Here is a 23,885-nt window from a genome sequence, read left to right on the forward strand (position 1 = left end):
ACCCCCGACGGCGATCAACCACCTCCGCGAGAGCGGCGCCGGTTGAGACGCACAAGGGGGTGTCAGCCCTGGCGGGCCAGGTCCGCCGCGCCGACCAGGCCGGCCTTGTTGCCGAGCTGGGCCGCGAGGACCTGCGCGTGCGGACGCCACTGGCCGCCGATCAGCCAGCGCCGGAAGGACTTCCGGATCGGGTCGAGGACGAGGTCGCCCTCGTCCGAGACGCCGCCGCCGACGATGAACGCCGAGGGGTCGAAGAGCGAGGCCAGGTCGGCGAGACCGGCGCCCGCCCAGCGGGCCAGCTCGCGGAAGGAGTCGACGGCGACCGGGTCGCCGGCCCGCGCCGCCTGGCTGACGTGCTTGCCCTCGATGCCCGCCGGGGTGCCGTCGCCGAGGCCCAGCAGGACCTTCGCGCGCTCCGGGGTGGCGTTGGCGCGCTGCTTGGCGTACCGGACGAGCGCCCGCCCGGAGGCGTACTGCTCCCAGCAGCCCTGGCTGCCGCAGCCGCACAGCAGGCCGTCCGGGACGACCCGGATGTGGCCGAACTCCGCGGCCACGCCGAAGCGCCCGCGGCGCAGCTTGTTGCCGATGATGATGCCGCCGCCGAGGCCGGTGCCGAGGGTGATGCAGATGACGTCCTCGTGGCCCTGGCCGGCGCCGAACTTGTACTCGCCCCAGGCCGCCGCGTTGGCGTCGTTCTCGACGACGACGGGGAGGCCGACCCGCTGCTCGACCTTGTCCTTCAGCGGCTCGTGCCGCCAGTCGATGTTCGGCGCGAAGAGGACGGTGGCGCGCTTGTCGTCGACGTAGCCGGCGGCACCGATGCCCACGGCCTCGATCACGTGGCCCTTGCCCGCCTCGGAGACGGCGGCGCTGATCGCGTCGACGATGCCCTCGGGGGTCGGCGGGGTGGGCACCTTGTGCGTGTCGAGGATGTTGCCCTCCTCGTCGACCACGCCGGCCGCGATCTTCGTGCCGCCGATGTCGACGCCGATGGTGAGTCCCATGTGTCCCTCAGTTTTCGGTCGAGCCCCGCTACGGCCCACCGTACCCGAGGGGAGGCGTCGTCCCGATCAGTCGAGGTCGATGTGCTGGCCCGTACCGGGGCCTTCGTCGTCGCGGCGCGGCTTCTCCTCACCGTCACCGTCACCGTCACCGCCGGTGCCGGTCTCGGCGTCGGCCTCGCGGCGCGGGTCGTCCTCGGCGACGGTCCCGCCGCGGGTCCAGCGGGTCTCGTGGCCCTCGACGGCGGAGCGGTAGGCGGCGAGGAGTTCGTTTCCGGCGGCGGCGAGGTGGTCGAAGACCTGCGGGTTGCGCTCGATGACGGGCTCGACGACGGCCTTCGCCTGGCTGACGACCTGCTTGACGGTCTCGCCGCTGATGCCGCCGAGTCCGCCGAGCAGCGGGCCCCCGAGCCCCCCGGCGACCTTGTCGGCGACGGCGTCGAAGAGCTTGCGGAGCTCCTCGGCCGCCGAGCCGGGCTCGGTGCCGCGCTCCGCACGGCGGCGGGCCTTCTCCGCCTCCAGGTCCTCGGCGCACGCCTTGGCCCAGGCATCCGAATCGCTCATGGCGTACTCCTCAGTGGCTGGTACTTCGACGGTACACGCCCTCAGGGGGTCCGTGGCCAGAGTCCCGGGTCCGGGGTGAAGCGCACCCTGAGGTCCCCTTCGACGAGCCCCGCGCCGGTCACGGTGCAGCGGCGCAGGACGGACGGCAGGGGCAGGTGGCGGCGGAACGGGCCGACGGTCAGGAGTAGTTCGTCGCCGCGGCGGACGAGGGCGAGCTCCTCCTTGACGGCGCCGGGCAGGGCGATGTGCCAGACGAGGACGCCGTCCTCTTCCCGCCGGTCCTCGACCTCTCGGCCGGGTACGGGGGCGAGGGGGGCGGCGTGCGGGACGGGCGCCAGGAGGGCGAGGCCCTCGGCGCCGCGCGGGTCGCGTCCGAGGTGCGGCAGCTCGTGCACGGCGCCCGCGGCGGTACGGAGCTCCTCCAGGTGCCGGTGCTGCCGGCCGGCCAGCCCGGCGAGCCAGGGGTCCTCGGAGGCGGCGGGGAGCAGCCGGTTGGCGACGACGGCGTCGAGGGCGAGGCCCTGGAGGGCGAGGCCGAGCCGGGCGGTGCGCAGGGCGCGGACGGCGGCGGGTCCGGGTTCGAGGACGAGGCGGACGCGGGTGGTGGGGGCGTCGGCGACGGCCTGGGCGGCGGCGAGCTCGGCCTCCCAGCGGCCGGTGGTCTCGTACAGCCACTGCGCGGGCATGGGGACGCCGGCGAGCTGGGCGAGCATCGGGCGCAGCGCGCGGGCGGCCTGCCGTTCGGGGGGCAGGAGGCGGCGCAGGTAGCGGCGGAGCTGCTCGGGCAGGGCGAGGAGGGCGAGGGCCTCGGGGAGCGGGGGCAGGTCGACGACGGCGAGGTCGTGCTCGCCGTGGGCGGCGTCGCGCAGGGCCCTCAGGAGGGCGAACTGGCGGCTGCCGGGGAGTTCGGTGAGCTCGGCGTCCTCGAAGGGCGCGGCGCCGAGGAGGTCGAGGGCGGCGCCTGAGCGGGCCTGGAGCGCGAGGAACTCGCGGCGGAAGTCCGCGGCGGGGTCGGGCCGCAGGACCCGCAGGCTCCCGCCGCCCGCCCGGGGCGGGTCCGGAAGCGGCCCCCCGAGCGGATCCGCCTCCTCGGAGACGAGCACGACCCGGCGCCCCGCCCGCGCCTCGGCGAGGGCGGTCGCGGCGGCGACGGTGGTGCGCCCGGCGCCGCCGAGGCCGGTGACAAGGATGATCCGCATGCGGAGGACGTTACCGCCGCCCTCCGGAGCGTCACACGCCGGATTCGACGCGCTTCTTCAGGCCCGCCAGGGCGCGGTCGATGATGACCTTCTCGGCCTTGCGCTTGATCATGCCGAGCATGGGGATCTTGACGTCGACGGTCAGCTGGTACGTGACCTCGGTGCGGGCGCCGCCGCCGAGCGCGGCGAGCCGGTAGGAGCCGTCGAGGGAGCGGAGCATCTGGGACTTGACCAGGGTCCAGCTGACCTCGTCGGCGCCGGTCCAGGTGTACGCCAGGGTGTGGTCGTCCTTGATGGCGCCGGCGTCGAGGAGCAGCCGGACCTTCTCGGCGCGACCGGAGGTGTCCGTCTCCAGGACCTCGGCCTCCTTCACCTCGCCCGTCCACTCCGGGTAGCGGGCGAAGTCGGCGATCACACCCATGACGTCGGCCGGCGCCGCCTCGATGGTGATGCTCGAGCTGGTGTGTTCGGCCATCGCGGTGGCTCCTCCACTGTGCGGTCCGGCGAGAACTAGAGGAAAACAGGGGCACAGACGTACAGATGTGCCGTCGGAAGGCTATCGCGCCGCGGGTCCGCGCCCGTCACCACTCCAGGGCGAAGGGCCTGCCGGTCGACGCGAAGTGGCCGACGTTGACGCACTCGGTCGCGGCGATCCGCATCCGCCGGGCGAGCGGCTGGTGGACGTGGCCGAAGAGGGCGTACCGGGGCCGGGTGCGCCGGATCGCGTCGAGCAGGGCGCGGCTGCCGCGCTCGAAGCGGCGGGCCACCGTGTCGTACGTCAGCTCCGGCACGTCCGGCGGGATGTGGGAGCAGAGGATGTCGACGTCCCCGAGGGCCTCGACCTTGGCGGCGTACTCCTCGTCCGAGATCTCGTACGGGGTGCGCATCGGGGTGCGCAGTCCGCCGCCGACGAAGCCGACGGTGAGGCCGCCGAGCTCGACGCGCTGCCCGTCGAGGACGGTCGTGCCCGGCCCGGCGAACTCGGGCCAGAGCCGGGGGATGTCGACGTTCCCGAAGGTGGCGTAGGTGGGGGTGGGGAAGGCGGCGAAGAGTTCGGCGTACTGGCGGCGGACGGCGGCCTCGATGGCGGTGTCGCGGTCGACGTCGAGCTCGGCCCAGAGGCGGCGGCCCAGGTCACGTGCCTCGTCGAAGCGGCGGGCGGTGCGCAGCTCCACGAGTCGGTCGGCGTTCTCGATGCCGAAGAGGTCGGGGAAGATCCCGCGGCCGTGGTCGGCGTAGTCGAGGAAGAGGACCAGGTCCCCCAGGCATATGAGGGCGTCGGCGCCCTCCCCCGCCGTGGCGAGGTCTTCGGCGTTGCCGTGCACGTCACTGACCACATGGACTCGCATGAGCTCACCTTAGGGGGTGTCACCTGCGGTTACTTCCGAGTCGGGAAACCTGTGGATTACTGTGCGCACAGCACCGTCATGCATGTGTGACGCACGGAACATCTGGCCGGGACCCCCTATCGGAACCATCTACTGATGGGTAACGTCCGGGCAGTCCAGTCGTGCTCATCCCCACTGAGCACCTGCCCGATCATGGACCACACCGGTGCATCACACAGAGCCGTGGCGCCGGCGCCCGATGAGGAGCAGCAGTCTTGCGCGAGTTCAGCCTTCCGGCCCTGTACGAGGTCCCCACGGACGGCAACCTGACGGATCTCATCCGCCGCAACGCCTCCCGGCACCCAGACGTCGCCGTGATGGGACGGAAGGTCGACGGGGTCTGGACGGACGTGACCGCGACGCAGTTCCTCGCGGAGGTCCGCGGGGCCGCCAAGGGGCTGATCGCCGCGGGCGTCGAGCCGGGCGACCGGGTCGCGCTGCTGTCCCGTACGCGTTACGAGTGGGTGCTGCTCGACTTCGCGATCTGGAGCGCGGGCGGCGTGACCGTGCCGGTCTACGAGACGAGCTCGCCGGAGCAGATCCAGTGGATCCTCGGCGACTCGGGCGCCTCGCTGGCGCTGGTGGAGAGCGCGGCCCACGAGGCGTCGGTGGAGTCCGTCCGGGCGGAGCTCCCCGAGCTCAAGGGCATCCGGCAGATCGACGCCGGCGCGGTCGCCCGGCTCACCGCCGACGGGGCGGACGTCTCCGACGAGCTGCTCGACGCGCGCATGTCGGCGGCGAACGCCGACGACCCGGCCACGATCGTCTACACCTCGGGCACGACCGGCCGCCCCAAGGGCTGTGTCCTGTCCCACCGGGCCTTCTTCGCCGAGTGCGGCAACATCGTGGAGCGGCTGAAGCCCCTCTTCCGTACCGGCGAGTGCTCGGTGCTGCTCTTCCTGCCGGCCGCGCACGTCTTCGGGCGGCTCGTCGAGGTCGCGTCCGTCATGGCGCCGATCCGGCTGGGCTGCGTCCCGGACATCAAGAACCTCACCGACGAGCTGGCCTCGTTCCGGCCGACGCTGATCCTGGGCGTGCCGCGGGTCTTCGAGAAGGTCTACAACTCGGCCCGGGCCAAGGCGCAGGCCGACGGCAAGGGCAAGATCTTCGACAAGGCCGCGCACACGGCGATCGCGTACAGCCGGGCGATCGGGACCCCCGAGGGCCCGTCCTTCGGCCTCAAGCTCAAGCACAAGGTCTTCGACAAGCTGGTCTACAGCAAGCTGCGGGCGGTCCTCGGCGGGCGCGGCGAGTACGCGATCTCGGGCGGCGCGCCGCTGGGCGAGCGGCTCGGCCACTTCTTCCGGGGCATCGGCTTCACGGTCCTGGAGGGGTACGGCCTGACGGAGTCGTGCGCGGCGACCGCGTTCAACCCGTGGGACCGGCAGAAGATCGGCACGGTCGGGCAGCCGCTGCCGGGCTCGGTGGTGCGGATCGCCGACGACGGCGAGGTGCTGCTGCACGGCGAGCACATCTTCTCGCGGTACTGGAACAACGAGGCGGCGACGGCCGAGGCGCTGGCGGACGGCTGGTTCCACACGGGTGACATCGGCACGCTCGACGAGGACGGCTACCTCGCGATCACGGGCCGCAAGAAGGAGATCCTGGTGACGGCGGGCGGCAAGAACGTCGCCCCGGCGGTCATCGAGGACCGCATCCGGGCGCACGCGCTGGTCGCGGAGTGCATGGTGGTCGGCGACGGACGCCCGTTCGTGGGCGCGCTCGTCACCCTGGACGAGGAGTTCGTCGGCCGCTGGGCCGCCGACCACGGCAAGCCGGCCGACTCGACGGCGGCCTCCCTGCGCGACGACGCGGAGCTCCTCGCAGAGGTCCAGCGGGCGATCGACGACGGCAACGCGGCGGTCTCCAAGGCGGAGTCGGTCCGCAAGTTCCGTGTCCTCCCGGCCCAGTTCACTGAGGAGGCGGGGCACATCACCCCGTCCCTGAAGCTGAAGCGGAACGTGGTGGCGAGGGAGTTCGCGGACGAGATCGAGGCGATCTACCAGGGCTGAGCCCGGTCGCGCGACGCAACGGAAAGGGGCCCGGGTGATGTCACCCGGGCCCCTTCCGTATGTCTCGGGGCGAGTCCGTCTCGGAGCGCGTACGTCTCGGAGCGCGTACGTCTCGGAGCGCGTACGTCTCAGAGCAGTTCGCGCAGCCGTTCCGCGAGGAGGTCCCAGCGCCACTTCTCCTCGACCCAGGCGCGGCCCCGCTCGCCCATGCGGGCGCGGAGTTCGGGGTCGAGGAGGAGGGTGGCGACGCGGTCGGCGGTCTCCGCGGCGGACTCGCCGCGGACGACCCAGCCGGTCTCGCCGTCGAGGACGGCGTCGGGGGCGCCGCCGGAGTCGCCGGCGACGACCGGGAGGCCGGTGGCCGAGGCCTCCAGGTAGACGATGCCGAGGCCCTCGACGTCGAGGCCGCCGCGGCGGGTGCGGCAGGGCATGGCGAAGACGTCGCCGGCCCCGTAGTGGGCGGGGAGTTCGGCCCAGGGGACGGCGCCGGTGAAGCGTACGGATCCGGCCACGCCGGTCTCGCCGGCGAGACGGCGCAGGTCCTTCTCGTACGGGCCGCCGCCGACGATCAGGAGGACCGCGTCCGGGACCCGGCGCAGGATCGCGGGCAGGGCCCGGATCAGGGTGTCCTGGCCCTTGCGCGGGACGAGCCGGGAGACGCAGACGACGACGGGCCGGTCGCTGAGCCCGAGGCGGGCGCGGACCTCGGCGCCGCCCGAGTCGGGGTGGAACGTCTTCTCGTCCACACCGGGCGGGAGCTGGACCATCCGCCCGGCGGCGGCGGGCGTGAGGGCCTCCGCGATCCGGGAGCGGGTGTACTCGCCGAGGTAGGTGATGGTGTCCGTGCCCTCGCCGATCCGCCGCAGCAGCTGCCGGGCGGCGGGCAGCTGGGCCCAGCCGGCCTCGTGCCCGTGGGTGGTGGCGACGAGCCGCTTCGCGCCCGCCCTGCGCAGCGCGGGGGCCATCAGACCGAGCGGCGCGGCGGCGCCGAACCACACGGACCGGCAGCCGTGTTCGCGCAGCAGCGCGGTGGCGCGGGCGGTGACCCGAGGTGTGGGCAACAGCATGGTGGTGCGATCGCGGACAACCGTGAAAGGCTGTTCGGCGTCAAACAGAGCGGTCGCTTCGACTCCGTCGCGGCTTCGCTTCCATGTGGAGGCGTAGACCACGATCTGTTCGGGGTCCAGGCGCAGCGCCATGTTGTGCAGGAACGCCTGGATTCCGCCGGGTCGCGGCGGGAAGTCGTTCGTTACGATCAGGGTCTTGTCCATCGTGGCCGACAGTACGCGATGGCACTCACCGCCCGGCACCACCACTCTCCGCGCGAGCGGACCGCGAGACGAGGACAGGACAGGCATGACGGGCGCAGTGAGGAACGGCTCGCGCATGGGCCTGCGGCTTCCGCTCGGCCTGTGGGGCCTGACCCGGATCATCCTCTTGCTGTGCACGTTCAAGGTCGTGGTCGTCCCCGGCCCGGACGCGACGTTCGAGGTCGAGCAGATCTACCAGGGCTGGTTCGAGGTCCTGCAGTCCGGCACGTATCCCCGGAACGACGTGACCTGGCAGTACCCGCCCGGCGCCGCCCTGGCGATCCTCTCCCCCGTGCTGCTGCCGTTCCTCGGCTACGCCCCCGCCTTCTTCCTGCTCGCGTTCCTGTGCGACGCGTTCGTCTTCGGACTGCTCGTCCATACGGGGCGCCGGCCGGGCCGGTCGATGCGGGGCGCCTGGTTCTGGCTCGCGGCGGTACCTCTCCTTGGGCCGACCGCCTACGCCCGTTACGACGTCATGGTGACGGCGGTCGCCGTGGCGGCTCTGCTGGCCGCCGTCCGCAGTCCGCGGGTACTCGGGGCGCTCGCCGGTTTCGGCGCGGTCCTCAAGGTGTGGCCGGCGCTGCTGCTCGTGGGCAGCCCGAAAGGCCGGGCGACCTGGTCGTCCTGGTCGATGGCGGCGGGCGGGGCGGCCGCGGTGCTGCTGCTGTGCACGGCGTGGATGCCGGGATCGCTGGCCTTCCTCTCGTACCAGAGCGAGCGGGGCACGGAGGTCGAGTCGCTGGGCGCGATGGTGTTCCACATAGCCCGGCACTTCGGCTGGGACGGCGAGGCACGGATGAACTACGGCTCGATGGAGTTCCTCGGCCCGTACGTCTCCTGGGTCTCGGCCGCCGCGATGGCGCTGACGGTCGCCGCCTTCGGGTGGCTGGCTCTGTGGCGGTTCAAGGCCCGGCGCTTCGCGACGTCGACGACGGCGGACGCGGCCTTCGTGGCGGTGCTGCTCTTCACCGTGACGAGCCGGGTGATCTCGCCGCAGTACATGATCTGGCTGGTCGGTCTCGCCGCCGTCTGTCTCGTCTACCGGTCGAGCCGGATGCGCCGCCCCGCCCACCTGGTGCTGTGGGCGACGGCCGTGACCCAGTTCGAGTTCCCCGTCTGGTTCTCGCATGTGACGTCCAGCGATCCGCTGGGCATCGCCGTGCTGTTCCTGCGCAACGGCCTGCTGATCGCCGCGGCCTTCTCCGCCTGCCGCATCCTGTGGCGGCACACCGTGACGGAGGCCGGATCGGTGCACATCCCGGTCCCGGCGGGCCGGCCCGAGCAAGAGAAGGTACTGGCCGGTTCGATCTGACCGGTGCGGATTAGCCGTACGACCTTCACCCGACCGGCCGAAGAGCTGTGCTGGTACTCTTGGGCACCTTTGTCTCCCTGTTAGGTTCTTCTGCCGACATGAATATCTCGAATCTCTCGGTCGACACGCTTCAACGGCGCACAGGGACCGGGGGTGACGAGAGAACCACAGAGGGATCATCGGAAGCAGCGGCAGGCACGTTCTCGAAGGCCTCCCTGCTGACTTCCGGCGCTTTCTTCCTGATCTATCTGCTTTTGTCGGCGCGGCGCCACGCGACAAACCTTTCGACTGGATACGACCTGGGGATCTTCACCCAGATCGCCAAGTCGTACTCCGAGCTCACCGCCCCGTATTCCGATCTCAAGGGGCCCGCGTACAACACGCTCGGGGATCATTTCCATCCGATCCTCGCATTGCTGGGACCGGCCTACAAGATATTCCCCTCCAGCTACACCCTGCTCGTTTGCCAGGCGGCACTCGTCGCCTTCTCCATAGCCCCCTTGATGAAATGGGCATACCAGGTCAAGGGGCGGAAGTTCGCCTACTGGATCGGTATTTCGTACGGGGCTTCCTGGGGCATCGCCGAACTGATCTCCTTCGACTTCCATGAAGTCGCTTTCGCGGTGCCGCTGCTTTCCCTTTCCCTCTGCGCCGCCGGGCAGAAGAATTGGCGCTCGGCCGCCCTGTGGTCGATTCCACTGGTCCTGGTCAAGGAGGACCTGGGGCTCACGGTCGCCGCGATCGGCGTCTACGTGGCATGGAAGGGGCCGAGGGTCACGGGGCTCGTCGTGGCCGCCTTCGGGGCGGGGGCGACGGCGCTGGAGATGCTGGTGGTCCTCCCGTACTTCAACCCGTTGGGGCAGTTCGCCTACTGGCCGCCCGAGGCCGCCCAGGAAGTGGGCCTGCTGATGCAGGTCACCGGAGCTTTCTGGCCTCCGGTGAAGTGGCTGACACTCCTCTTGATCGTCGCCCCCACCGGCTTCCTGGCCCTCCGCTCCCCGATCCTGCTCGTGGCGCTGCCGACCCTCGCCTGGCGCTTCACCTCGGAGAACCCCTTCTACTGGGGCACGGGCTTCCACTACAGCGCCGTCCTCATGCCCGTCGCGTTCGCCGCCGCCGTTCACGCCGTGGCCACGGGCGTGCCCTCCCGACGGGTCGTGCCCGCCTGTGTCATCGGAGCGGTGGCCACGAGCGTCACCTTCTTCACCCACCCCCTGCACGAGCTCGTACTGCCGCGGACATGGAGCGAATCCGCCCACGTCAAGGCGGCGGACGAGCTGCTCGAAGAGATTCCCGACGGCGCGACCGTGGCCGCGTCGAATCGCCTGGCCGCTCAGCTCGCGGACCGGGCCACCGTCAGCGAGGTGTGCCTGTTCCCGCGGTCCTTCCCGCCGAAGGAACCAGCCCAGTGGGTGATTTACGACGTCACCGACAACACGGACCCGGACTGTGCGACCGGAGCGCGGCTGGAAGCGCCCTCGCCGGGCCTCGCCGGGTATCGCGTCGTCGAGACGCGGGACGGGATATCGCTCCTCAAGAGGATCGACGACCGGAAGAGCGGGAACACGGGTCACTGACCCTCCGCTCCCCCTCCTACAGCGCCCGGCCGCCCGTGTGCGGCCGGGCGCCGTCGTTTCGCAGGCAGCCATTCTCACGAGAATTCGCCCGCACGATCGGCGATCGATCGCAGATTCGCATCCGGTACAACAAGAAGTCCGGCAACCTGCCGGCGGCCGGTTCGCGGGCGCGGGTCGGCTCAGCCGAGCCGCTCCCCCAGGTACGTCCGCCACGTGGCCGTGAACTCCTCCGGTGTGGTGTCCAGGACCTCCTGGAGCGCCTTCTCGACCGCGCCCTCCCGGCCCGGATGCGCCCCCACCGCCCGGTAGAACGCGGTCAGCTTCGTCTCGCCCCAGCGCTCCGCGATCAGCGCGCACGCGAGCCAGCCGCCCTCGTAGGCCCGCGCGAGCGCCTCCGCGTCGCCGCCGAAGCCGAAGTCCGCGTCCTCCGGAAGCCGGGCCGGCAGCTCGCCCGCGCGGACGGCTCGGCGCAGCTCGGGGGCCGCCTCGGCGGGCGTCCTGCCGGTGCCCCGGTAGCCGACCCAGTCGGCGAAGCCCTCGGAGAGCCAGACCGGGGTGGCCGGGGAGGTGTGGGCCCGGGTGGCGACATGGACCGTCTCGTGGGTGAGGACGAGTTGCCGGCCGAAGGCGCCGAGGAGCCCGTACGCCTCGGGGTTGACGATGACCCGGTCCGCGGGCGCGTCCGCCCCGCCCTCGGTCTCCCCCGTCGTGACGGCGGCGATCCCCCGGTAGGAGCTGCCCGGCGCCCCGAGGAGCCCGCCCATCGCGTCCAGCGAGCCGGGGACGAGGACGACGACCTCGCGGGCCCACTCCGAGGGCCAGGCCGCGCTCACGGCGGGGACCGCCCGGTCGGCGGCCGCGGCGATCTCCCGGAGCCGCTCCGGGTCCTGGCCGACGCCGAGGACGAGCGAGCGGGCGCCCCGCACGGTCCGCACGTCCCCCTGTTCCCAGAGCTGCCGCGGCGCGCCCTCCGCGGGCCGGTCACCGGTCACGTACCAGCGTCCGTCCCGCTCGGCCAGGTCCAGGACGCGGCCGCTGGTGACGGGCCCACGGTCGTGGCCCTGGAGGCGGTAGCCGAGCTCGGCGCGGGCGCTGACCCGGCCGTCGCCGGTGTGGTCGATCCCGGTGACCCGGTACGTCCAGTCGTCGAGCGGCACCTTCGCGAGCCGCCGGAACCCGGTCAGGGCGGTCGGCGCGTACGCGGGGTCGAGGGCTGCCCGGAAGCCGGGTTCGTCGCGGTCGAGGAGCGCCCTGGCGTGCCCGTCGAGCAGCGTCTGTATCTCCCGGGACGCCGTGGCCGTGGCCGGGTCGGGGGCCGAGGTCGTGTCGATGGGGCGGGCCGCGGTGCAGCCGGCGAGCCCCGTGAGCGTGAGCAGCAGGGCGAGCAGGCAGGCCACGGCCGGTCGCCGCGCTCCACACCCCTGACCTGCCACGCCTCCGATCGTACGGTCGGACCGGCCGGTACCGCTTCCGGTACGGCGGGACCGGCGCCCGGCCCGGGCTCAGACCCGCGTCACCGTCACGTTCGACATCATGTTCACCGGGTCGTAGCGGACCCGCGCCCCCGGATAGGGGGCGTGGATGACCTGTCCGTTGCCCGCGTAGATCCCCACATGGCTGGCGTCGCCGCGGTACGTGACCAGGTCGCCGGGCTGCGCCTGCGAGAGCGGCACCTGCCGGCCCGCGTACCGCTGGGCCGAGGAGGTGCGCGGCAGGCTGATCCCGGCCTGCCGGTACGACCAGACCATCAGGCCCGAGCAGTCGAAGCCCGAGGGCCCCGTCGCCCCCCAGACGTACGGCTTGCCGATCGCGCTGCGGGCGGCGATCACCGCGGCGGAGGCCCGCGAGGAACCGGGGCCGAGGTCGGCGAGGGGCGGCAGCTCCCCGGCTGCGTCCGCGCGCCCGCCGGAGCGGGAGGCCCGGTCGTAGTCGGCGCGCTCCTCGACGGTGAGGGAGGCGAGGACCCGGCGGGCCTCGGCGAGCTTGCGCTCGACGGCGCGCTTGTGGCGGGCGACGTCGGCGCGGCTGCGCTCCAGCTCGGCGAGGGCGGTGCGCGCCTCGTCCCGCTTCTGGTTCAGCCGGCGCTGCTCCCGCTGGAGCTCGTTGAGCGCGGCGCCCTGCCGGGCGGTGGCGCGGTCGAGGGCGGAGGCGCGCTCCAGGTAGCTGTCCGGGTCGGAGGAGAGCAGCAGCGCGAGGGCGGGGTCGATGCCGCCGGAGCGGTACTGGGCCCCGGCCACCGCGCCGAGGGCGCCCCGCATGTGGTTGATGCGCTCCTGGCCGCGGGCGAGTCCGTCCTGCGCCCGGGAGACCGTCCTGCGCAGCGCGTCCGTCTTCTCGTCCGCCTGGTTGTACCCCTCGGTGGCCTTCTCGGCCTCCTCGAAGAGGCGGTCGACCGTGGCGCGGGTGGCCGCGCTCGTGGCCCCCGGGTCGGCGCTCGCAGGGACGGCCCCGAGGGACGCCGCCGCGGTGGCCGCGGCGGCTGCGGTCAGGACGGTGACCCTCGCGGGTCGGCGGTGGGACGCCACTAATCGCGCTCCGTTCGGCTCGACGCAGACTGGCGCGGCAGACAGTAGCCGCTGATCACGTCGCGTCCAACGAAGGCGCCGGGCACACAAAGTGACGCCCCGCCGGAGATCACAGGTCACCGGCGGGGCGTCAGGTCAGCACGTGTCCGGGCGAACCACCCGTTTGGGCGGCATGCCGGGTCGGGGCGGGTCAGCCTCCGATGCGGACGCCGAACTGGAAGGTGCCCATGTAGCCCATCGACTCGTAGCGGACGTTGGCGCCCGGCTTGGGGGCGTGCAGGATCGTGTTGTTGCCCGCGTACAGGCCCACGTGCGACAGGCCGTTGAAGAAGACCAGGTCGCCCGGCTTGAGCTGGCTGCGGCCGATCTTCGTGCCGTCGTTCTGCTGGGTGTAGGTGACGCGGCTGAGCCTGGCGCCGGCCTGGGCGTAGGCCCACTGGGTCAGACCGGAGCAGTCGTACGAGTTCGGGCCTTCCTGGCCGGAGGCGTACGGCTTGCCGATCTGCGTGGCGGCGGCGGCGAGCGCGGCGGCGCCGAGGCCGCTCGCGGGGGCCTCGTTGCCCAGGTCGATCCGCTCGCCTGCGGCGCGGCTGGCCCGCTGCTCCTTCGCCCGCTCCTCCTGCTCCAGCTTGGCCTTCTCGGCCGCCGTGAGGGTGTTGAGGAGCTTGCGCGCGTCGGCGAGCTTGCCCTGGTACTTCTTCTTCTTCTCGCCGAGCGTCTTGCGGACGTCCTCGAGGTCGGCCAGCTTCGTGGTCGCCTCGGCGCGCTGCTGCGCGAGGGTCCGCTGCTTGGCCTGGATCGAGGTGAGGACGTCGGCCTGCTGGGAGCTCAGCTGGTCGATCGCGGACGCCTTGTCGAGGTAGGTGTCCGGGTCGGCGGAGAGGAAGAGCTGGAGCGCCGGGTCGATGCCACCGGAGCGGTACTGCGCGGTGGCGACCGAACCGATCTGGTCGCGCAGGGTGTTGAGCTCCTGCTGACCGCGGGCCACCTTGTCCTGGAGGTTGCCGATCTCCTCCTGGAGCTTGCCGCGGCGCTCCTCGGCCTGGTTGTACTGCTCCGTGGCCTCTTCGGCCTCGTGGTGGAGCTCGTCGACCTTCGACTTGACCTCGTCGATCTTGGGCTTGGGGGCCGCCTGGGCTCCGGACTGGGCGGAGAGTGCGACGGCGGCGGCCGCGGCCGCGGTGAGCACGGTCACACGGGCACGGCTCGGCTGCTTGGGTCGACGGTGGGACGCCACGAAGGCGAGCTCCTTCTTCCTCAGAGCCGCCCGACCCGTGAGGGGCAGGCGGTTCCTCCGCCGTCACCCCGGATGGGTGATCGACCGCGCGAAGGTTCGAAGCCTGACCCTAGTGACCAAGTTGTGATCAGTTCAAATCCCACTGGCAAAAATATCGCTCACGCGGCACTTTGTTTACACACACCGCACGGGCAGTGATGGCCACTTGACGGTGCGCCATCCAGAATTCGGGCATACCGCCCAGGAGTTACGAGGTGCCTACGAGAGCCGCGAAAGCCGCTTCAGCAACAAGGCGGACGCCACCGGCCGCGCCCCCGCCTTCGCCACCCCGTCGGCCACCTCGCGGTCGGTGGAGACCACCACCACGGGGCGCCCCGGCGGCTCGGCCCGCACCAGCTGCCGGATCAACTCGTCCGCCGTGACGCCGGGCTTGGAGAAGAGCACCCGCACCCCGCGCGGCGGCGCGAGCAGCACCGGAGCCGCCAGCTCGGCCCCGTCGAAGACACAGGTGACCTCGGCGCCCGACCGGGCCGCGAGGGCCGAGAGGCTGCCGAGCAGCCGCAGCCGCTGCTTCTCCAGCGGCATCGTCGGATAGCCGGTCTTGGTGACGTTGTAGCCGTCGACGACCAGATGGGCCTGCGGCAGCGCGAGCAGCTGGTCGAGCAGCGCCGGATCCGTCTCGGAGAGCGCCCGCGCCGCGATGTCCTTCGGGGACATCCGCCCCGGCTCCACCGCGTCCACGGTGTCCGCCGGATGCACGGAGACGGGCGGCAGCGCCAGTTCGCGGCGCAGCCCCTGGGCCGCGTCCAGCACCGTGTCGAGCAGCAGCCGCAGCCGCATGTCCTCCACCGAGCGGCCCTCGCGGGCGGTCCTGCGGCTCGCCTCCAGGGCCGATTCCACCTCGCCGAGCCGGGCCTTGAGCCGCCGGCTCTCGCTCTCGGCGGCCGACACCTGGGCCGCCGCCTCCGCCTTCACGGCGTCGATCTCGCCCTGCGCGCGGCGCATCGCGGCCTCGCCGCGCTTCACGTCGCTCTGGGCGCTGCGCAGCTTGCGGTGAAGCGATTCCGCTTCCTTCCGGGCAACGTCCAGATCGTGGCGCAACTGCTCCGTCTCGCCGCGGGAGCGGTCCTTGGCCGCGGCGAGCTCCTCGCGCAGCCGCTCCAGCTCGCGCCGCCCGGCCTCGTCGGCCCGCTCGGCGTCCGCCCGCTGGGCCTCCTCGCCCGCGGCGGCCACGAGCTTGACCCAGCCGGGCGGGCGCAGCACGTAGGCGGCCGCGGCCACGTCGACCGGGTCGGCGGCGGCGGGCGGGGTGCCCGTCTCGACGGCCCCGGCCAGTTCGGGCTGGGCCTGCTTGAAGCGCTCGCCGATCCGCTGCCGGAAGAGCGGGTCGCTCTCCATGGCGGCCGCCATGGCGTTGCCGGCGAACTTGGCCCGCCGGCTCGCGGTGAACCGGGCGTACTGCCGCAGGGGGGCCGGCAGCTCCGCGACGGTCAGCCCGCCGAAGGCCTCCGCGACCAGCGCGACGACCCGCCGACGTACACCTTCCGTCAGTGGGTGGTCGAGCGTCTCGGCAGCGTCACCTGCCGCGCCGGCCGGCTCTCCACCGTGCGCGGGCTGCTCCACGATCCGTCACCCCTATGTCGTCCGCGCCGTCCCTCAGGAGGCGGCGCCCGGCCTGTCCACCAGTTCGATCTGGTCCACCGCGTTGCACCAGCGGCAGCGGACCGACTCGATGGTCTCACTGACCACCTGTCGCTCCTCGACCGTCGGGTCGCCGGCGAGGTCCAGATGGACGTACTCCACGACCTTGGAGGAGCGGGTCACGTCGAAGCGGGTCAGATTGCCGCAGAGCGTGCAGCGCCAGCGGGTCTCGGCGGTCGGCAGGGGAACCGTCGTCATCGTGCCGTCCTTCTTCCTGTTGCGTGTACCAGGTGCGGGAGCCGCGGTGCGCCGTCGAACTGCGGTTGTACTGCCCGTTACCCTACGGCCTCGCCGGTACGCCGGGGCACGGCGAGGCACTCTGTCCAGTTCGGCCCCGGTACGCGATGATCTGTCCATGATCGACTGGCGAGCGACGGCACTCGGTGCCTGGCGGGGCACCCGCGGCGGCCCCACGGTGACCTACGGCCTGATCGCCGCCTGTTGTCTCCTCTTCGCGATGAGCCCGGTCTCCGGACTCAACCCGGTGTACGGCACGGGCGACGCCCTCCTGGCGGCCCAGGGCACGTACTTCCGCCGCTGGGGTGTGGTCCCCGCCGAGCTGATGAGCGGCGACCCCCACGCCCTGCTCACGCCGCTCACCGCGCTCTTCGTCCACGGCAGCTGGCTCCACCTGCTCGGGAACATGCTCTTCCTCTACGTCTTCGGCGCGATGGCGGAGGAGCGCATGGGCCCGGTCGCGTTCGCCCTCTTCTACCTGGGCACCGGCTATCTCGCCCTCGTCGGGTACGCGGTGGCGCACGCGAACAGCGAGCAGACGCTCGTCGGGGCGTCCGGGGCGATCTCCGGGGTGCTCGGGGCCTTCCTCTTCCTCTTCCCGCGCTCCCGCGTGACCAGCCTCTTCCCCTTCCTCTTCTTCCTGCCGCTGCGCTTCCCCGCCTGGATCGTGCTGATCTTCTGGTTCGTGCTCCAGTGGCTGGCGGCGCGGGCGGCCGGACCGGGACCCGGCGTCGCCTATCTGTCCCATGTGGTGGGCTTCTCCGTCGGCTTCCTCTACGCCTGGGGCCGCTACCGGGGTGGGGATAGAGTGAAGGCTCCAGCCGCGGCGACCGAGGGAGAAAGCCAGCCGTGATCACCGCGATCGTGCTCATCAAGACCAGCGTGGACCGCATCCCCGAGATCGCCGAGTCGATCGCCGCGCTCGACAGCGTCAGCGAGGTCTTCTCGGTGACCGGCACCTACGACCTGATCGCCATGGTCCGGGTGTCGCGCCACGACGACCTGGCGGACGTGATCCCCGGAAGCATCAGCAAGATCCCCGGCGTCGAGGCCACGGACACGCACGTGGCGTTCCGTACGTACTCCCAGCACGACCTGGAGGCGGCCTTCGCCATCGGCCTGGAGTCCTGAGGCCGCGCACGCGTCATGAGTGAAGGGGGTCTCCCGGTCGGGAGGCCCCCTTCACCCGTACGAGTGAGTGCTCAGCCGCGGTCCGGGACGCAGCGGCCGTCCTCGGTACGGTACTTCCACTGGGCGCCGTCGCGGACGAGCTCCTTCACGGCGCCGACGAACCGCTCCACGTGCTCGTCCGGCGTACCGGCGCCGAAGCTCACCCGGATGGCGTTGAGCGACCTCTCACCCGGGGCCGCCTCGGGGGCGCCGCACTCGCCCGGGTCCTGCGGGTCGCTGCCGAGCAGCGTGCGGACCAGTGGGTGGGCGCAGAAGAGACCGTCGCGGACGCCGATGCCGTACTCGGCGGAGAGCGCGGCGGCGAAGTGGGAGCTGTTCCAGCCCTCCACGACGAAGGAGATGACGCCCACGCGGGGCGCGTCGTCGCCGAAGAGCGAGAGCACCCTGACCTCGGGCACCTCGGCGAGTCCGTCCCGGACCTTGGCGATCAGGTGCCGCTCACGCTCGACGAGGGTGTCGAATCCGGCCTCGGTGAGCGCCTTGCAGGCGGAGGCGATGGAGTAGACGCCGATGACGTTCGGGGAGCCGGCCTCGTGGCGGGCGGCGGTGGTGTGCCACTCCACGTCCACGCCGCCGTCGGCCCGGCGCGCCACCTTGCGGGAGGCACCGCCGCCGGCGAGGTACGGCTCGGCGTCCTGGAGCCAGTCGGAGCGGCCCGCGAGGACGCCCGAGCCGAAGGGCGCGTACAGCTTGTGTCCGGAGAAGGCGACCCAGTCCACGTCCAACTCCTGTACGGAGACGGGGTGGTGGGGCGCGAGCTGGGCGGCGTCGAGCACGATCCGGGCGCCGTGGGCGTGCGCGGCGGCGGCGAGCTCCTTCACCGGCCACAGCTCACCGGTGACGTTCGAGGCGCCGGTGACGCAGACCAGGGCCGGGCCGTAGCCCCCCTCGGATGTCACGGTGCGGTCGGCGAGCGCCCGCTCCAGGGTCTCGACGGCCTGCGCCGGGGTGCGCGGCGCGTTGAGGTAGGTGACGCGGGCGTCCTGCCACGGAAGGAGCGAGGCGTGGTGCTCGGTCTCGAAGACGAAGACCTCGCAACCGGCCGGGACGGCCCGGGCGAGCAGGTTGAGCGAGTCGGTGGTGGAGCGGGTGAAGACGACCTGGTCGCCGGGGCGGCAGTCGAGGAACTCGGCGACGGTGACGCGGCTGTTCTCGAAGAGGTCGGTGGAGAGCTGGGAGAGGTAGCCGGCGCCGCGGTGGACGCTGCCGTAGTAGGGGGCGTACGCGGCGACGTCGTCCCACACCCGCTGGAGCGCCGGGGCGCTGGCGGCGTAGTCGAGCGCCGCGTAGGTCACTTCGCCGCCGGTGACGAGCGGGACGGTGACGTCCCGGCCGAGGACGGGCAGCGGGGCGGCGCAGCAGGGGTCGGCGGACTCGGAGTCGGAGGTCTCAACGGCGGAGCTCTCGACGGCGGCGGTCTCGACGGCGGCGGTCTCGACGGCGGCGGTCTCGACGGCGGCGTTCGGGTATGCGGACATGGCGATATCTCCCGGCGGGCGGTGCGGAATGGCTTCGGTGATCCCGTACGCGGCCGGACACGGCGGGGTACGGGTGATGCCTCGGAGGACATGGGGGTACGCGAAAGTGACCCTGATCCGAGGGTGAAGAAGGGGCGGATTCGCCCTATCGCATTCGCTTGCTCACGGAAAAAGCTCCTCGAGAGACCAGGACCCCTGGTGTGTCGAGGGGCCCGCGCTTGCCGTGGACCTTGCTGTCCACGGCCTGGTCTTCACCCGGGGCACCCCGCCACGGACGGAGGGTTGCCGGACAGCAAGCCGGGGCTTCGTAGCTGTCACTCATGACCTGGCATGCATCCTGCCACATGATCGCGCATGCGCAAGACCCCGGTCCGCATGCTGGACCGGGGCCTCGGGGAACGGCTACGCGTTGCTGGCGGCGATCCAGCGCTCCAGGGCCTGGCGGGCCGCCCCGGAGTCGATCGCCTCCGCGGCCTTCGCGATGCCGGCCCGCAGCTGCTCCACGAGGGTGGCCTCGCCCGGTTCGAGCGCGGTGAGCGCCGCCGCGGTGTTGAGGAGCACCGCGTCCCGTACGGGCCCGGTCTCCCCCGCGAGCAGCCGCCGGGCCACGTCCGCGTTGAACGACGCGTCCGCGCCGCGCAGCGCCTCCAGGGGTACGAGGTCGATGCCCACGTCCCGCGGGTCGAAGCGCTCCTCGGTGACCGTGCCGCCGCGGACGACCCACACCCGGGAGGTGGAGGTGGTCGTCAGTTCGTCCAGGCCGTCGTCGCCGCGGAAGACCAGGGCGGAGTTGCCGCGCTCGGCGAAGACCCCGGCCACGATCGGCGCCATGCGCGCGTCGGCGACCCCGACGGCCTGGGCCCGGACCTTGGCCGGGTTGGTCAGCGGGCCGAGGACGTTGAAGGTCGTGCGGATCCCCAGCTGGCCGCGCGCGGCGGCGACGTGCCGCAGTGCCGGGTGGAACTTCACCGCGAAGCAGATGGTGATGCCGGCTTCCTCGGCGACCTCGGCGACCCGCTGCGGGGTCAGGTGCAGATTGATGCCGAGCTTCTCCAGCACGTCGGAGGAGCCGGAGGCGGAGGACGCGGCGCGGTTGCCGTGCTTGACGACCTTCGCGCCCGTGCCGGCGGCCACGATCGAGGCCATCGTGGAGATGTTGACGGTCTTGGCGCCGTCGCCGCCGGTGCCGACGATGTCGACGGCGGGGCCCGGCACCTCGATCACGTTGGCGTGCTCGTACATGCTCCGCACGAGACCGGTGATCTCCGCCACCGTCTCGCCCTTGGCCCGCAGCGCCACCATGAATCCGGCGATCTGGGCGTCGGTGGCCTCGCCGCGCATGATCAGGTCCATCGCCCAGGCCGTGTCGTCGGCGGCGAGGTCGCGGCCGTCGAGCAGGCCGTTCAGGAGGACGGGCCAGGAGCGGCCCGCCGACGTAGGTCCTCCAGCGGGGGTCGCAGCGCTCATGGCAGCTCCTGGATCGTCACGTAGGGAAAGACAAGAGCCACCCTATCGAGCCCGGGAGACGGCGAAGAGCCCCGTCCATCGAATGGACGGGGCTCTCACCGTGGCGACCTACGTCATCGGAAGGTCAGGGGATCAGTGGTGGCCGTGGCCGCTCTGGATCTCCTTGTACTCCTCCGAGGTGGGCTTGGCGATCTGGCTGTCCCCGCCGTAGTAGCCCTTGTTGAGCTTGACCCGGAGCTTCTCGATCGCGCCGATCTTGCGCTCCACGCCGTTCTCGTCGACGGCCGGCGGAAGCTCCGCGGGCTCGTGCTGCTCGTGCGCCGTGAGCTTGTGCAGCTCGCCCTGGCTCAGCGGCGTGTGCACCTCGACGAACTCACCGTGCGGCAGACGCTTGATGATGCCGGACTCGCGACCGTGCAGCACCTTGTCCTTGTCCCGGCGCTGGAGGCCGAGGCAGATCCGCTTGGTGACGATGAACGCGATGACCGGGCCGACGAAGAAGAAGATCCGTACGAACCAGGTGATCGAGTTGATCGACAGGTGGAAGTGGGTCGCCCAGAGGTCGTTTCCACCACCCACGAGCATGATCATGTACGCGGTGATCCAGGCGACACCGAAGCCGGTGCGCGTCGGAGCGTTGCGCGGGCGCTGCGCGATGTGGTGCTCGCGCTTGTCGCCGGTGATCCAGGACTCGATGAACGGGTACACCGCGATCGCGCCGAGCACCGCCGGGAAGATCGCCAGCGGGATCATCACGCCCAGGACCAGCGTGTGGCCCCAGAGGTTGATCTCCCAGCCCGGCATGACGCGGATCAGACCCTCGGCGAAGCCCATGTACCAGTCGGGCTGGGCGCCGGTGGACACCTGGTCCGGGCGGTACGGGCCGAGGGCCCAGATCGGGTTGATCGAGGCGATCGCCGAGATGACCGCGATGACACCGAAGACCAGGAAGAAGAAGCCTCCGGCCTTCGCCATGTACACGGGCAGCAGCGGCATGCCGACGACGTTCTTGTTCGTCCGGCCGGGACCCTCGAAGTGCGTGTGCTTGTGGACGAACACCAGGATGAGGTGCGCGACCACCAGGCCCAGCATGATGCCGGGCAGCAGCAGCACGTGCGCCGAGTAGAACCGGGCCACGAAGTCGCCGCCGGGGAACTCCCCGCCGAACAGGAACATCGAGAGGTAGGTGCCGACGATCGGCACCGACAGGATCGCGCCCTGCATGAAGCGGACACCGGTGCCGGAGAGCAGGTCGTCCGGGAGCGAGTAACCGGTGAAACCGGTGAACATGCCCAGGAAGAACAGCAGGAAGCCGAACAGCCAGTTGATCTCACGCGGCTTGCGGAACGCGCCGGTGAAGAACACGCGCATCATGTGCACGAACATGCCGGCGAGGAAGATCAGCGCCGCCCAGTGGTGGATCTGCCGGATCAGCAGACCACCGCGCACCTCGAAGGAGATGTGCATGGTCGAGTTGAACGCCTCGGACATCAGCTGTCCCTGGAGCGGGACGTACGGTCCGACGTACTCCACCTCGTTCATCGACGGGTGGAAGAACATCGTCAGATAGACGCCCGTCAGGATGATGATGAGGAAGCTGTAGAGGCAGATCTCGCCCAGCATGAAGGACCAGTGGTCCGGGAAGATCTTCCGCATGTTGGCCTTGGCCAGCGTGTAGATCCCCAGGCGACCGTCGGCCCAGTCGGCGACCCGCTCACCGGCGGGTGCCTTCTTGTTCGTATCGGTCACGGTGCTCATCCGCGCTCCCAGAAGGCAGGACCGACGGGCTCGTCGAAGTCGCCGAGCGCCTCCAGGAAGCCCTTGTCGTTCACACCGATCCGCAGCTGCGGAAGAGCGTGACCGGCCGGGCCGAAGATGACGCGGGCGCCGTCGGAGAGGTCGAAGGTGGACTGGTGGCACGGGCAGAGCACGTGATGCGTCTGCTGCTCGTACAGGGAGATCGGGCAACCCACGTGGGTGCAGATCTTCGAGAAGGCGACCACGCCCTGGTGCGACCACTCGAGCTCGCGCTTGTCCTTGATGTCCTCCGGCTGGATCCGGACGATCATCAGGGCGGCCTTGGCGATCTCGGTCTGGAAGTCGTGGTCGTGCTCCGACATGCCCTCGGGCATCGCGAAGGTCAGCGAACCGACCGCGACGTCCTCGGGACGCAGCGGCTCGTGCGTGTTCATGTTGATCAGCTGCTTGCCGCGGGCCCACTTGGTGGTCCGGAGCTTCTTCTCGGGCAGCGGACCCATGTCACGCAGGAGCATGACGCCGGAGAGCGGGACGAGCGCCAGCGCACCGAACATCGTGTTGCGGATGAGCTTGCGGCGGCCGAAGCCGGACTCGGCGGCACCGGCCGCGAAGTCCGCCATGACCTTCGCCTTGACCTCGGGCGACGCCGCCATCGGGTGACGCTCGTCGGCGACCTCGACGTCGGACATCAGGGTGCGGGCCCAGTGGACCGCGCCCGCGCCGATGAAGAAGAGGGCGAGGCCGAGCGTCCAGCCCAGGGCGAAGTTGAGCGCGGACACCCGGCCGAAGGGCCAGATGTACACGATCTTGTCGACCGGGAAGATCACGTACGAGGCGATGAAGCCGACCGTGGCCAGCATCGACAGCACGAACATGAAGGCGACCGCACGCTCGGACCGGCGGGCGGCCCGCTCGTCGATGTCCTGGATGCGCGGCTTGTGGGGCGGAAGGCCCGGGTCGGCGAACGGGTCGTCGAGGACCTTCACCGCGCCGTGCGCGGTGTCCTGCCCTGCCGGCAGGTTCTCTTCTGGAATCTCTTGGGTACTCATGACTTCTTGGCCTTAGCGGTGTGGGCCGCGACCCAGACGGCAACTGCGATGAGCGCACCCAGACCGAAGACCCAGGCGAACAGACCCTCGGAGACGGGGCCGAGGCCACCGAGCTTGAGACCGCCCGGGTTGTCGGCCTTGTCGCTGTTGACGGCCTGGACGTACGCGATGATGTCCTTCTTCTGCTTCTCCGGCATGGTCGTGTCCGGGAAGGAGGGCATGTTCTGCGGGCCGGTCTGCATGGCCTCGTAGAGGTGCTTCGGGCTCACGCCTTCGAGGTTCGGGGCGTACTTGCCGTTGCTCAGCGCGCCGCCCTCACCGGTGAAGTTGTGGCACTGGGCACAGTTGTTGCGGAACAGCTCGCCACCCTTGGCGATGTCAGCTCCGGCAGGGTTGTACTGGCTCTCGGTCGGCGTGATCGCACCGGCACCGAGAGAGGCGACGTACGCCGCGAGCTGATCGATCTCAGCCTGCGAGTAGATGACCTTCTTCTTCGGGACCTGGGCGCCCGGCTGCTGGGCCGGCATGCGGCCGGTGCCGACCTGGAAGTCGACGGCGGCCGAACCGACGCCGACCAGGGACGGGCCGTCAGAGGTGCCCTGACCGCCGGTTCCGTGGCAGCTGGCGCAGCCGACGGAGTAGAGCTTCTTGCCCTCCTCGATCGCGAGGGACTGGGCGGTTTCATCGGCCTTCGCCGTGCCCGCGGGCGCGAACGCGGCGTACAGCCCCCCAGTGGCCGCCAGCGCGAGTAGGAGGACGACGACCGCCGCCAGCGGATGGCGTCGTCGTGCGGAGAGCTTTTTCACGGATTACCCCGGTGTCAGGATCTTCTGCGTCGATGCTTGCTGGATGTCTCGGTCCGCCGGGAGGCGGGACCGA

General features: G+C 71.4%; 21 protein-coding genes and 1 riboswitch. Of the genes, 5 read left to right on the forward strand and 16 right to left on the reverse strand.

Going from position 1 to position 23,885, the window contains the following annotated elements; all coding sequences use genetic code 11:
• Positions 1–62: 62 nt before the first annotated feature.
• The 5 genes from ACFWWU_RS13935 to ACFWWU_RS13955 all read right to left on the reverse strand — a co-directional run bounded on the left by ACFWWU_RS13935 (position 63) and on the right by ACFWWU_RS13955 (position 4,113).
• Entirely contained in the window at positions 63–1,004 is a 942-nt protein-coding gene (locus tag ACFWWU_RS13935) for an ROK family glucokinase (protein ID WP_384143811.1), read from the reverse strand.
• Positions 1,005–1,070: 66 nt separating this feature from the next.
• Positions 1,071–1,565 (reverse strand): DUF5304 domain-containing protein, encoded by a 495-nt coding sequence (locus ACFWWU_RS13940; protein WP_384143814.1) that lies wholly within the window; start codon positions 1,563–1,565, stop codon positions 1,071–1,073.
• 41 nt (positions 1,566–1,606) lie between these two features.
• Complete coding sequence (locus ACFWWU_RS13945) at positions 1,607–2,764, reverse strand: ArsA-related P-loop ATPase (RefSeq protein ID WP_384143817.1); 1,158 nt, start codon at positions 2,762–2,764, stop codon at positions 1,607–1,609.
• A 31-nt stretch (positions 2,765–2,795) separates the two neighbouring features.
• Positions 2,796–3,239 carry an SRPBCC family protein gene (locus ACFWWU_RS13950; RefSeq protein ID WP_384143820.1) on the reverse strand — a complete coding sequence of 148 codons (444 nt, stop codon included), beginning with the start codon at positions 3,237–3,239 and terminating at the stop codon, positions 2,796–2,798.
• A gap of 106 nt (positions 3,240–3,345) precedes the next feature.
• Positions 3,346–4,113 carry a metallophosphoesterase gene (locus ACFWWU_RS13955; protein WP_384143823.1) on the reverse strand — a complete coding sequence of 256 codons (768 nt, stop codon included), beginning with the start codon at positions 4,111–4,113 and terminating at the stop codon, positions 3,346–3,348.
• Between the two features lie 254 nt (positions 4,114–4,367).
• Here ACFWWU_RS13955 and ACFWWU_RS13960 point away from each other — a divergent pair, with 254 nt between their 5' ends.
• On the forward strand, positions 4,368–6,164 hold the full coding sequence (locus ACFWWU_RS13960; protein WP_384143826.1) for an AMP-dependent synthetase/ligase: 1,797 nt from the start codon (positions 4,368–4,370) through the stop codon (positions 6,162–6,164).
• Positions 6,165–6,292: 128 nt separating this feature from the next.
• On the opposite strand, the gene ACFWWU_RS13965 is transcribed toward ACFWWU_RS13960, so the two are convergent.
• The gene (locus tag ACFWWU_RS13965; RefSeq protein WP_384143829.1) at positions 6,293–7,435 is read right to left on the reverse strand and encodes a glycosyltransferase family 4 protein; all 1,143 of its coding nucleotides are present in this window, start codon (positions 7,433–7,435) and stop codon (positions 6,293–6,295) included.
• Between the two features lie 85 nt (positions 7,436–7,520).
• On the opposite strand from ACFWWU_RS13965, the gene ACFWWU_RS13970 reads away from it, so the two are divergent.
• Both ACFWWU_RS13970 and ACFWWU_RS13975 read left to right on the forward strand, forming a co-directional pair.
• Positions 7,521–8,786 (forward strand): glycosyltransferase 87 family protein, encoded by a 1,266-nt coding sequence (locus ACFWWU_RS13970; protein ID WP_384143832.1) that lies wholly within the window; start codon positions 7,521–7,523, stop codon positions 8,784–8,786.
• A 47-nt stretch (positions 8,787–8,833) separates the two neighbouring features.
• Positions 8,834–10,363 (forward strand): DUF2079 domain-containing protein, encoded by a 1,530-nt coding sequence (locus tag ACFWWU_RS13975; RefSeq protein ID WP_384143835.1) that lies wholly within the window; start codon positions 8,834–8,836, stop codon positions 10,361–10,363.
• Positions 10,364–10,542: 179 nt separating this feature from the next.
• On the opposite strand, the gene ACFWWU_RS13980 is transcribed toward ACFWWU_RS13975, so the two are convergent.
• The 5 genes from ACFWWU_RS13980 to ACFWWU_RS14000 all read right to left on the reverse strand — a co-directional run bounded on the left by ACFWWU_RS13980 (position 10,543) and on the right by ACFWWU_RS14000 (position 16,024).
• Positions 10,543–11,796 (reverse strand): hypothetical protein, encoded by a 1,254-nt coding sequence (locus ACFWWU_RS13980; RefSeq protein WP_384143838.1) that lies wholly within the window; start codon positions 11,794–11,796, stop codon positions 10,543–10,545.
• Between the two features lie 69 nt (positions 11,797–11,865).
• The gene (locus tag ACFWWU_RS13985) at positions 11,866–12,888 is read right to left on the reverse strand and encodes an NlpC/P60 family protein (protein WP_384143841.1); all 1,023 of its coding nucleotides are present in this window, start codon (positions 12,886–12,888) and stop codon (positions 11,866–11,868) included.
• Between the two features lie 190 nt (positions 12,889–13,078).
• Entirely contained in the window at positions 13,079–14,125 is a 1,047-nt protein-coding gene (locus tag ACFWWU_RS13990; RefSeq protein WP_384143844.1) for an NlpC/P60 family protein, read from the reverse strand.
• 258 nt (positions 14,126–14,383) lie between these two features.
• Positions 14,384–15,748 carry an NYN domain-containing protein gene (locus ACFWWU_RS13995; protein ID WP_384143847.1) on the reverse strand — a complete coding sequence of 455 codons (1,365 nt, stop codon included), beginning with the start codon at positions 15,746–15,748 and terminating at the stop codon, positions 14,384–14,386.
• Positions 15,749–15,781: 33 nt separating this feature from the next.
• Positions 15,782–16,024 (reverse strand): hypothetical protein, encoded by a 243-nt coding sequence (locus tag ACFWWU_RS14000; protein ID WP_017238847.1) that lies wholly within the window; start codon positions 16,022–16,024, stop codon positions 15,782–15,784.
• Positions 16,025–16,181: 157 nt separating this feature from the next.
• On the opposite strand from ACFWWU_RS14000, the gene ACFWWU_RS14005 reads away from it, so the two are divergent.
• Positions 16,182–16,916, forward strand: coding sequence for a rhomboid family intramembrane serine protease (locus ACFWWU_RS14005; RefSeq protein WP_384143850.1), 735 nt, complete (start codon positions 16,182–16,184; stop codon positions 16,914–16,916).
• Positions 16,913–17,194, forward strand: coding sequence for an Lrp/AsnC family transcriptional regulator (locus ACFWWU_RS14010; protein ID WP_024755605.1), 282 nt, complete (start codon positions 16,913–16,915; stop codon positions 17,192–17,194). The genes ACFWWU_RS14005 and ACFWWU_RS14010 overlap by 4 nt, the downstream gene beginning before the upstream one ends.
• Before the next feature lie 71 nt (positions 17,195–17,265).
• On the opposite strand, the gene ACFWWU_RS14015 is transcribed toward ACFWWU_RS14010, so the two are convergent.
• The 5 genes from ACFWWU_RS14015 to ACFWWU_RS14035 all read right to left on the reverse strand — a co-directional run bounded on the left by ACFWWU_RS14015 (position 17,266) and on the right by ACFWWU_RS14035 (position 23,812).
• On the reverse strand, positions 17,266–18,732 hold the full coding sequence (locus ACFWWU_RS14015) for an aminotransferase class V-fold PLP-dependent enzyme (protein ID WP_384143854.1): 1,467 nt from the start codon (positions 18,730–18,732) through the stop codon (positions 17,266–17,268).
• 209 nt (positions 18,733–18,941) lie between these two features.
• Positions 18,942–19,058, reverse strand: a riboswitch (SAM riboswitch).
• 76 nt (positions 19,059–19,134) lie between these two features.
• Positions 19,135–20,199 carry an anthranilate phosphoribosyltransferase gene (trpD, locus tag ACFWWU_RS14020; RefSeq protein WP_384143857.1) on the reverse strand — a complete coding sequence of 355 codons (1,065 nt, stop codon included), beginning with the start codon at positions 20,197–20,199 and terminating at the stop codon, positions 19,135–19,137.
• A 132-nt stretch (positions 20,200–20,331) separates the two neighbouring features.
• Entirely contained in the window at positions 20,332–21,957 is a 1,626-nt protein-coding gene (locus ACFWWU_RS14025; protein ID WP_384143860.1) for a cytochrome bc complex cytochrome b subunit, read from the reverse strand.
• Complete coding sequence (locus ACFWWU_RS14030; protein ID WP_384143863.1) at positions 21,954–23,006, reverse strand: Rieske 2Fe-2S domain-containing protein; 1,053 nt, start codon at positions 23,004–23,006, stop codon at positions 21,954–21,956. Before ACFWWU_RS14030 ends, ACFWWU_RS14025 begins: the two co-directional genes overlap by 4 nt.
• The gene (locus ACFWWU_RS14035) at positions 23,003–23,812 is read right to left on the reverse strand and encodes a c-type cytochrome (RefSeq protein WP_384143866.1); all 810 of its coding nucleotides are present in this window, start codon (positions 23,810–23,812) and stop codon (positions 23,003–23,005) included. Before ACFWWU_RS14035 ends, ACFWWU_RS14030 begins: the two co-directional genes overlap by 4 nt.
• Between the last annotated feature and the right edge of the window lie 73 nt (positions 23,813–23,885).

This window comes from Streptomyces sp. NPDC058650 (assembly GCF_042717315.1).
Taxonomy (GTDB): Bacteria; Actinomycetota; Actinomycetes; order Streptomycetales; family Streptomycetaceae; genus Streptomyces.

Coding starts and splice junctions, on each gene's coding strand:
- ACFWWU_RS13935 (WP_384143811.1), bottom strand. CDS start 1,004: ATGGGACTCACCATCGGCGTCGACATCGGCGGCACGAAGATCGCGGCC.
- ACFWWU_RS13940 (WP_384143814.1), bottom strand. CDS start 1,565: ATGAGCGATTCGGATGCCTGGGCCAAGGCGTGCGCCGAGGACCTGGAG.
- ACFWWU_RS13945 (WP_384143817.1), bottom strand. CDS start 2,764: ATGCGGATCATCCTTGTCACCGGCCTCGGCGGCGCCGGGCGCACCACC.
- ACFWWU_RS13950 (WP_384143820.1), bottom strand. CDS start 3,239: ATGGCCGAACACACCAGCTCGAGCATCACCATCGAGGCGGCGCCGGCC.
- ACFWWU_RS13955 (WP_384143823.1), bottom strand. CDS start 4,113: ATGCGAGTCCATGTGGTCAGTGACGTGCACGGCAACGCCGAAGACCTC.
- ACFWWU_RS13965 (WP_384143829.1), bottom strand. CDS start 7,435: ATGGACAAGACCCTGATCGTAACGAACGACTTCCCGCCGCGACCCGGC.
- ACFWWU_RS13970 (WP_384143832.1), top strand. CDS start 7,521: ATGACGGGCGCAGTGAGGAACGGCTCGCGCATGGGCCTGCGGCTTCCG.
- ACFWWU_RS14000 (WP_017238847.1), bottom strand. CDS start 16,024: ATGACGACGGTTCCCCTGCCGACCGCCGAGACCCGCTGGCGCTGCACG.
- ACFWWU_RS14005 (WP_384143850.1), top strand. CDS start 16,182: ATGATCGACTGGCGAGCGACGGCACTCGGTGCCTGGCGGGGCACCCGC.
- ACFWWU_RS14015 (WP_384143854.1), bottom strand. CDS start 18,732: ATGTCCGCATACCCGAACGCCGCCGTCGAGACCGCCGCCGTCGAGACC.
- trpD (WP_384143857.1), bottom strand. CDS start 20,199: ATGAGCGCTGCGACCCCCGCTGGAGGACCTACGTCGGCGGGCCGCTCC.
- ACFWWU_RS14025 (WP_384143860.1), bottom strand. CDS start 21,957: ATGAGCACCGTGACCGATACGAACAAGAAGGCACCCGCCGGTGAGCGG.
- ACFWWU_RS14030 (WP_384143863.1), bottom strand. CDS start 23,006: ATGAGTACCCAAGAGATTCCAGAAGAGAACCTGCCGGCAGGGCAGGAC.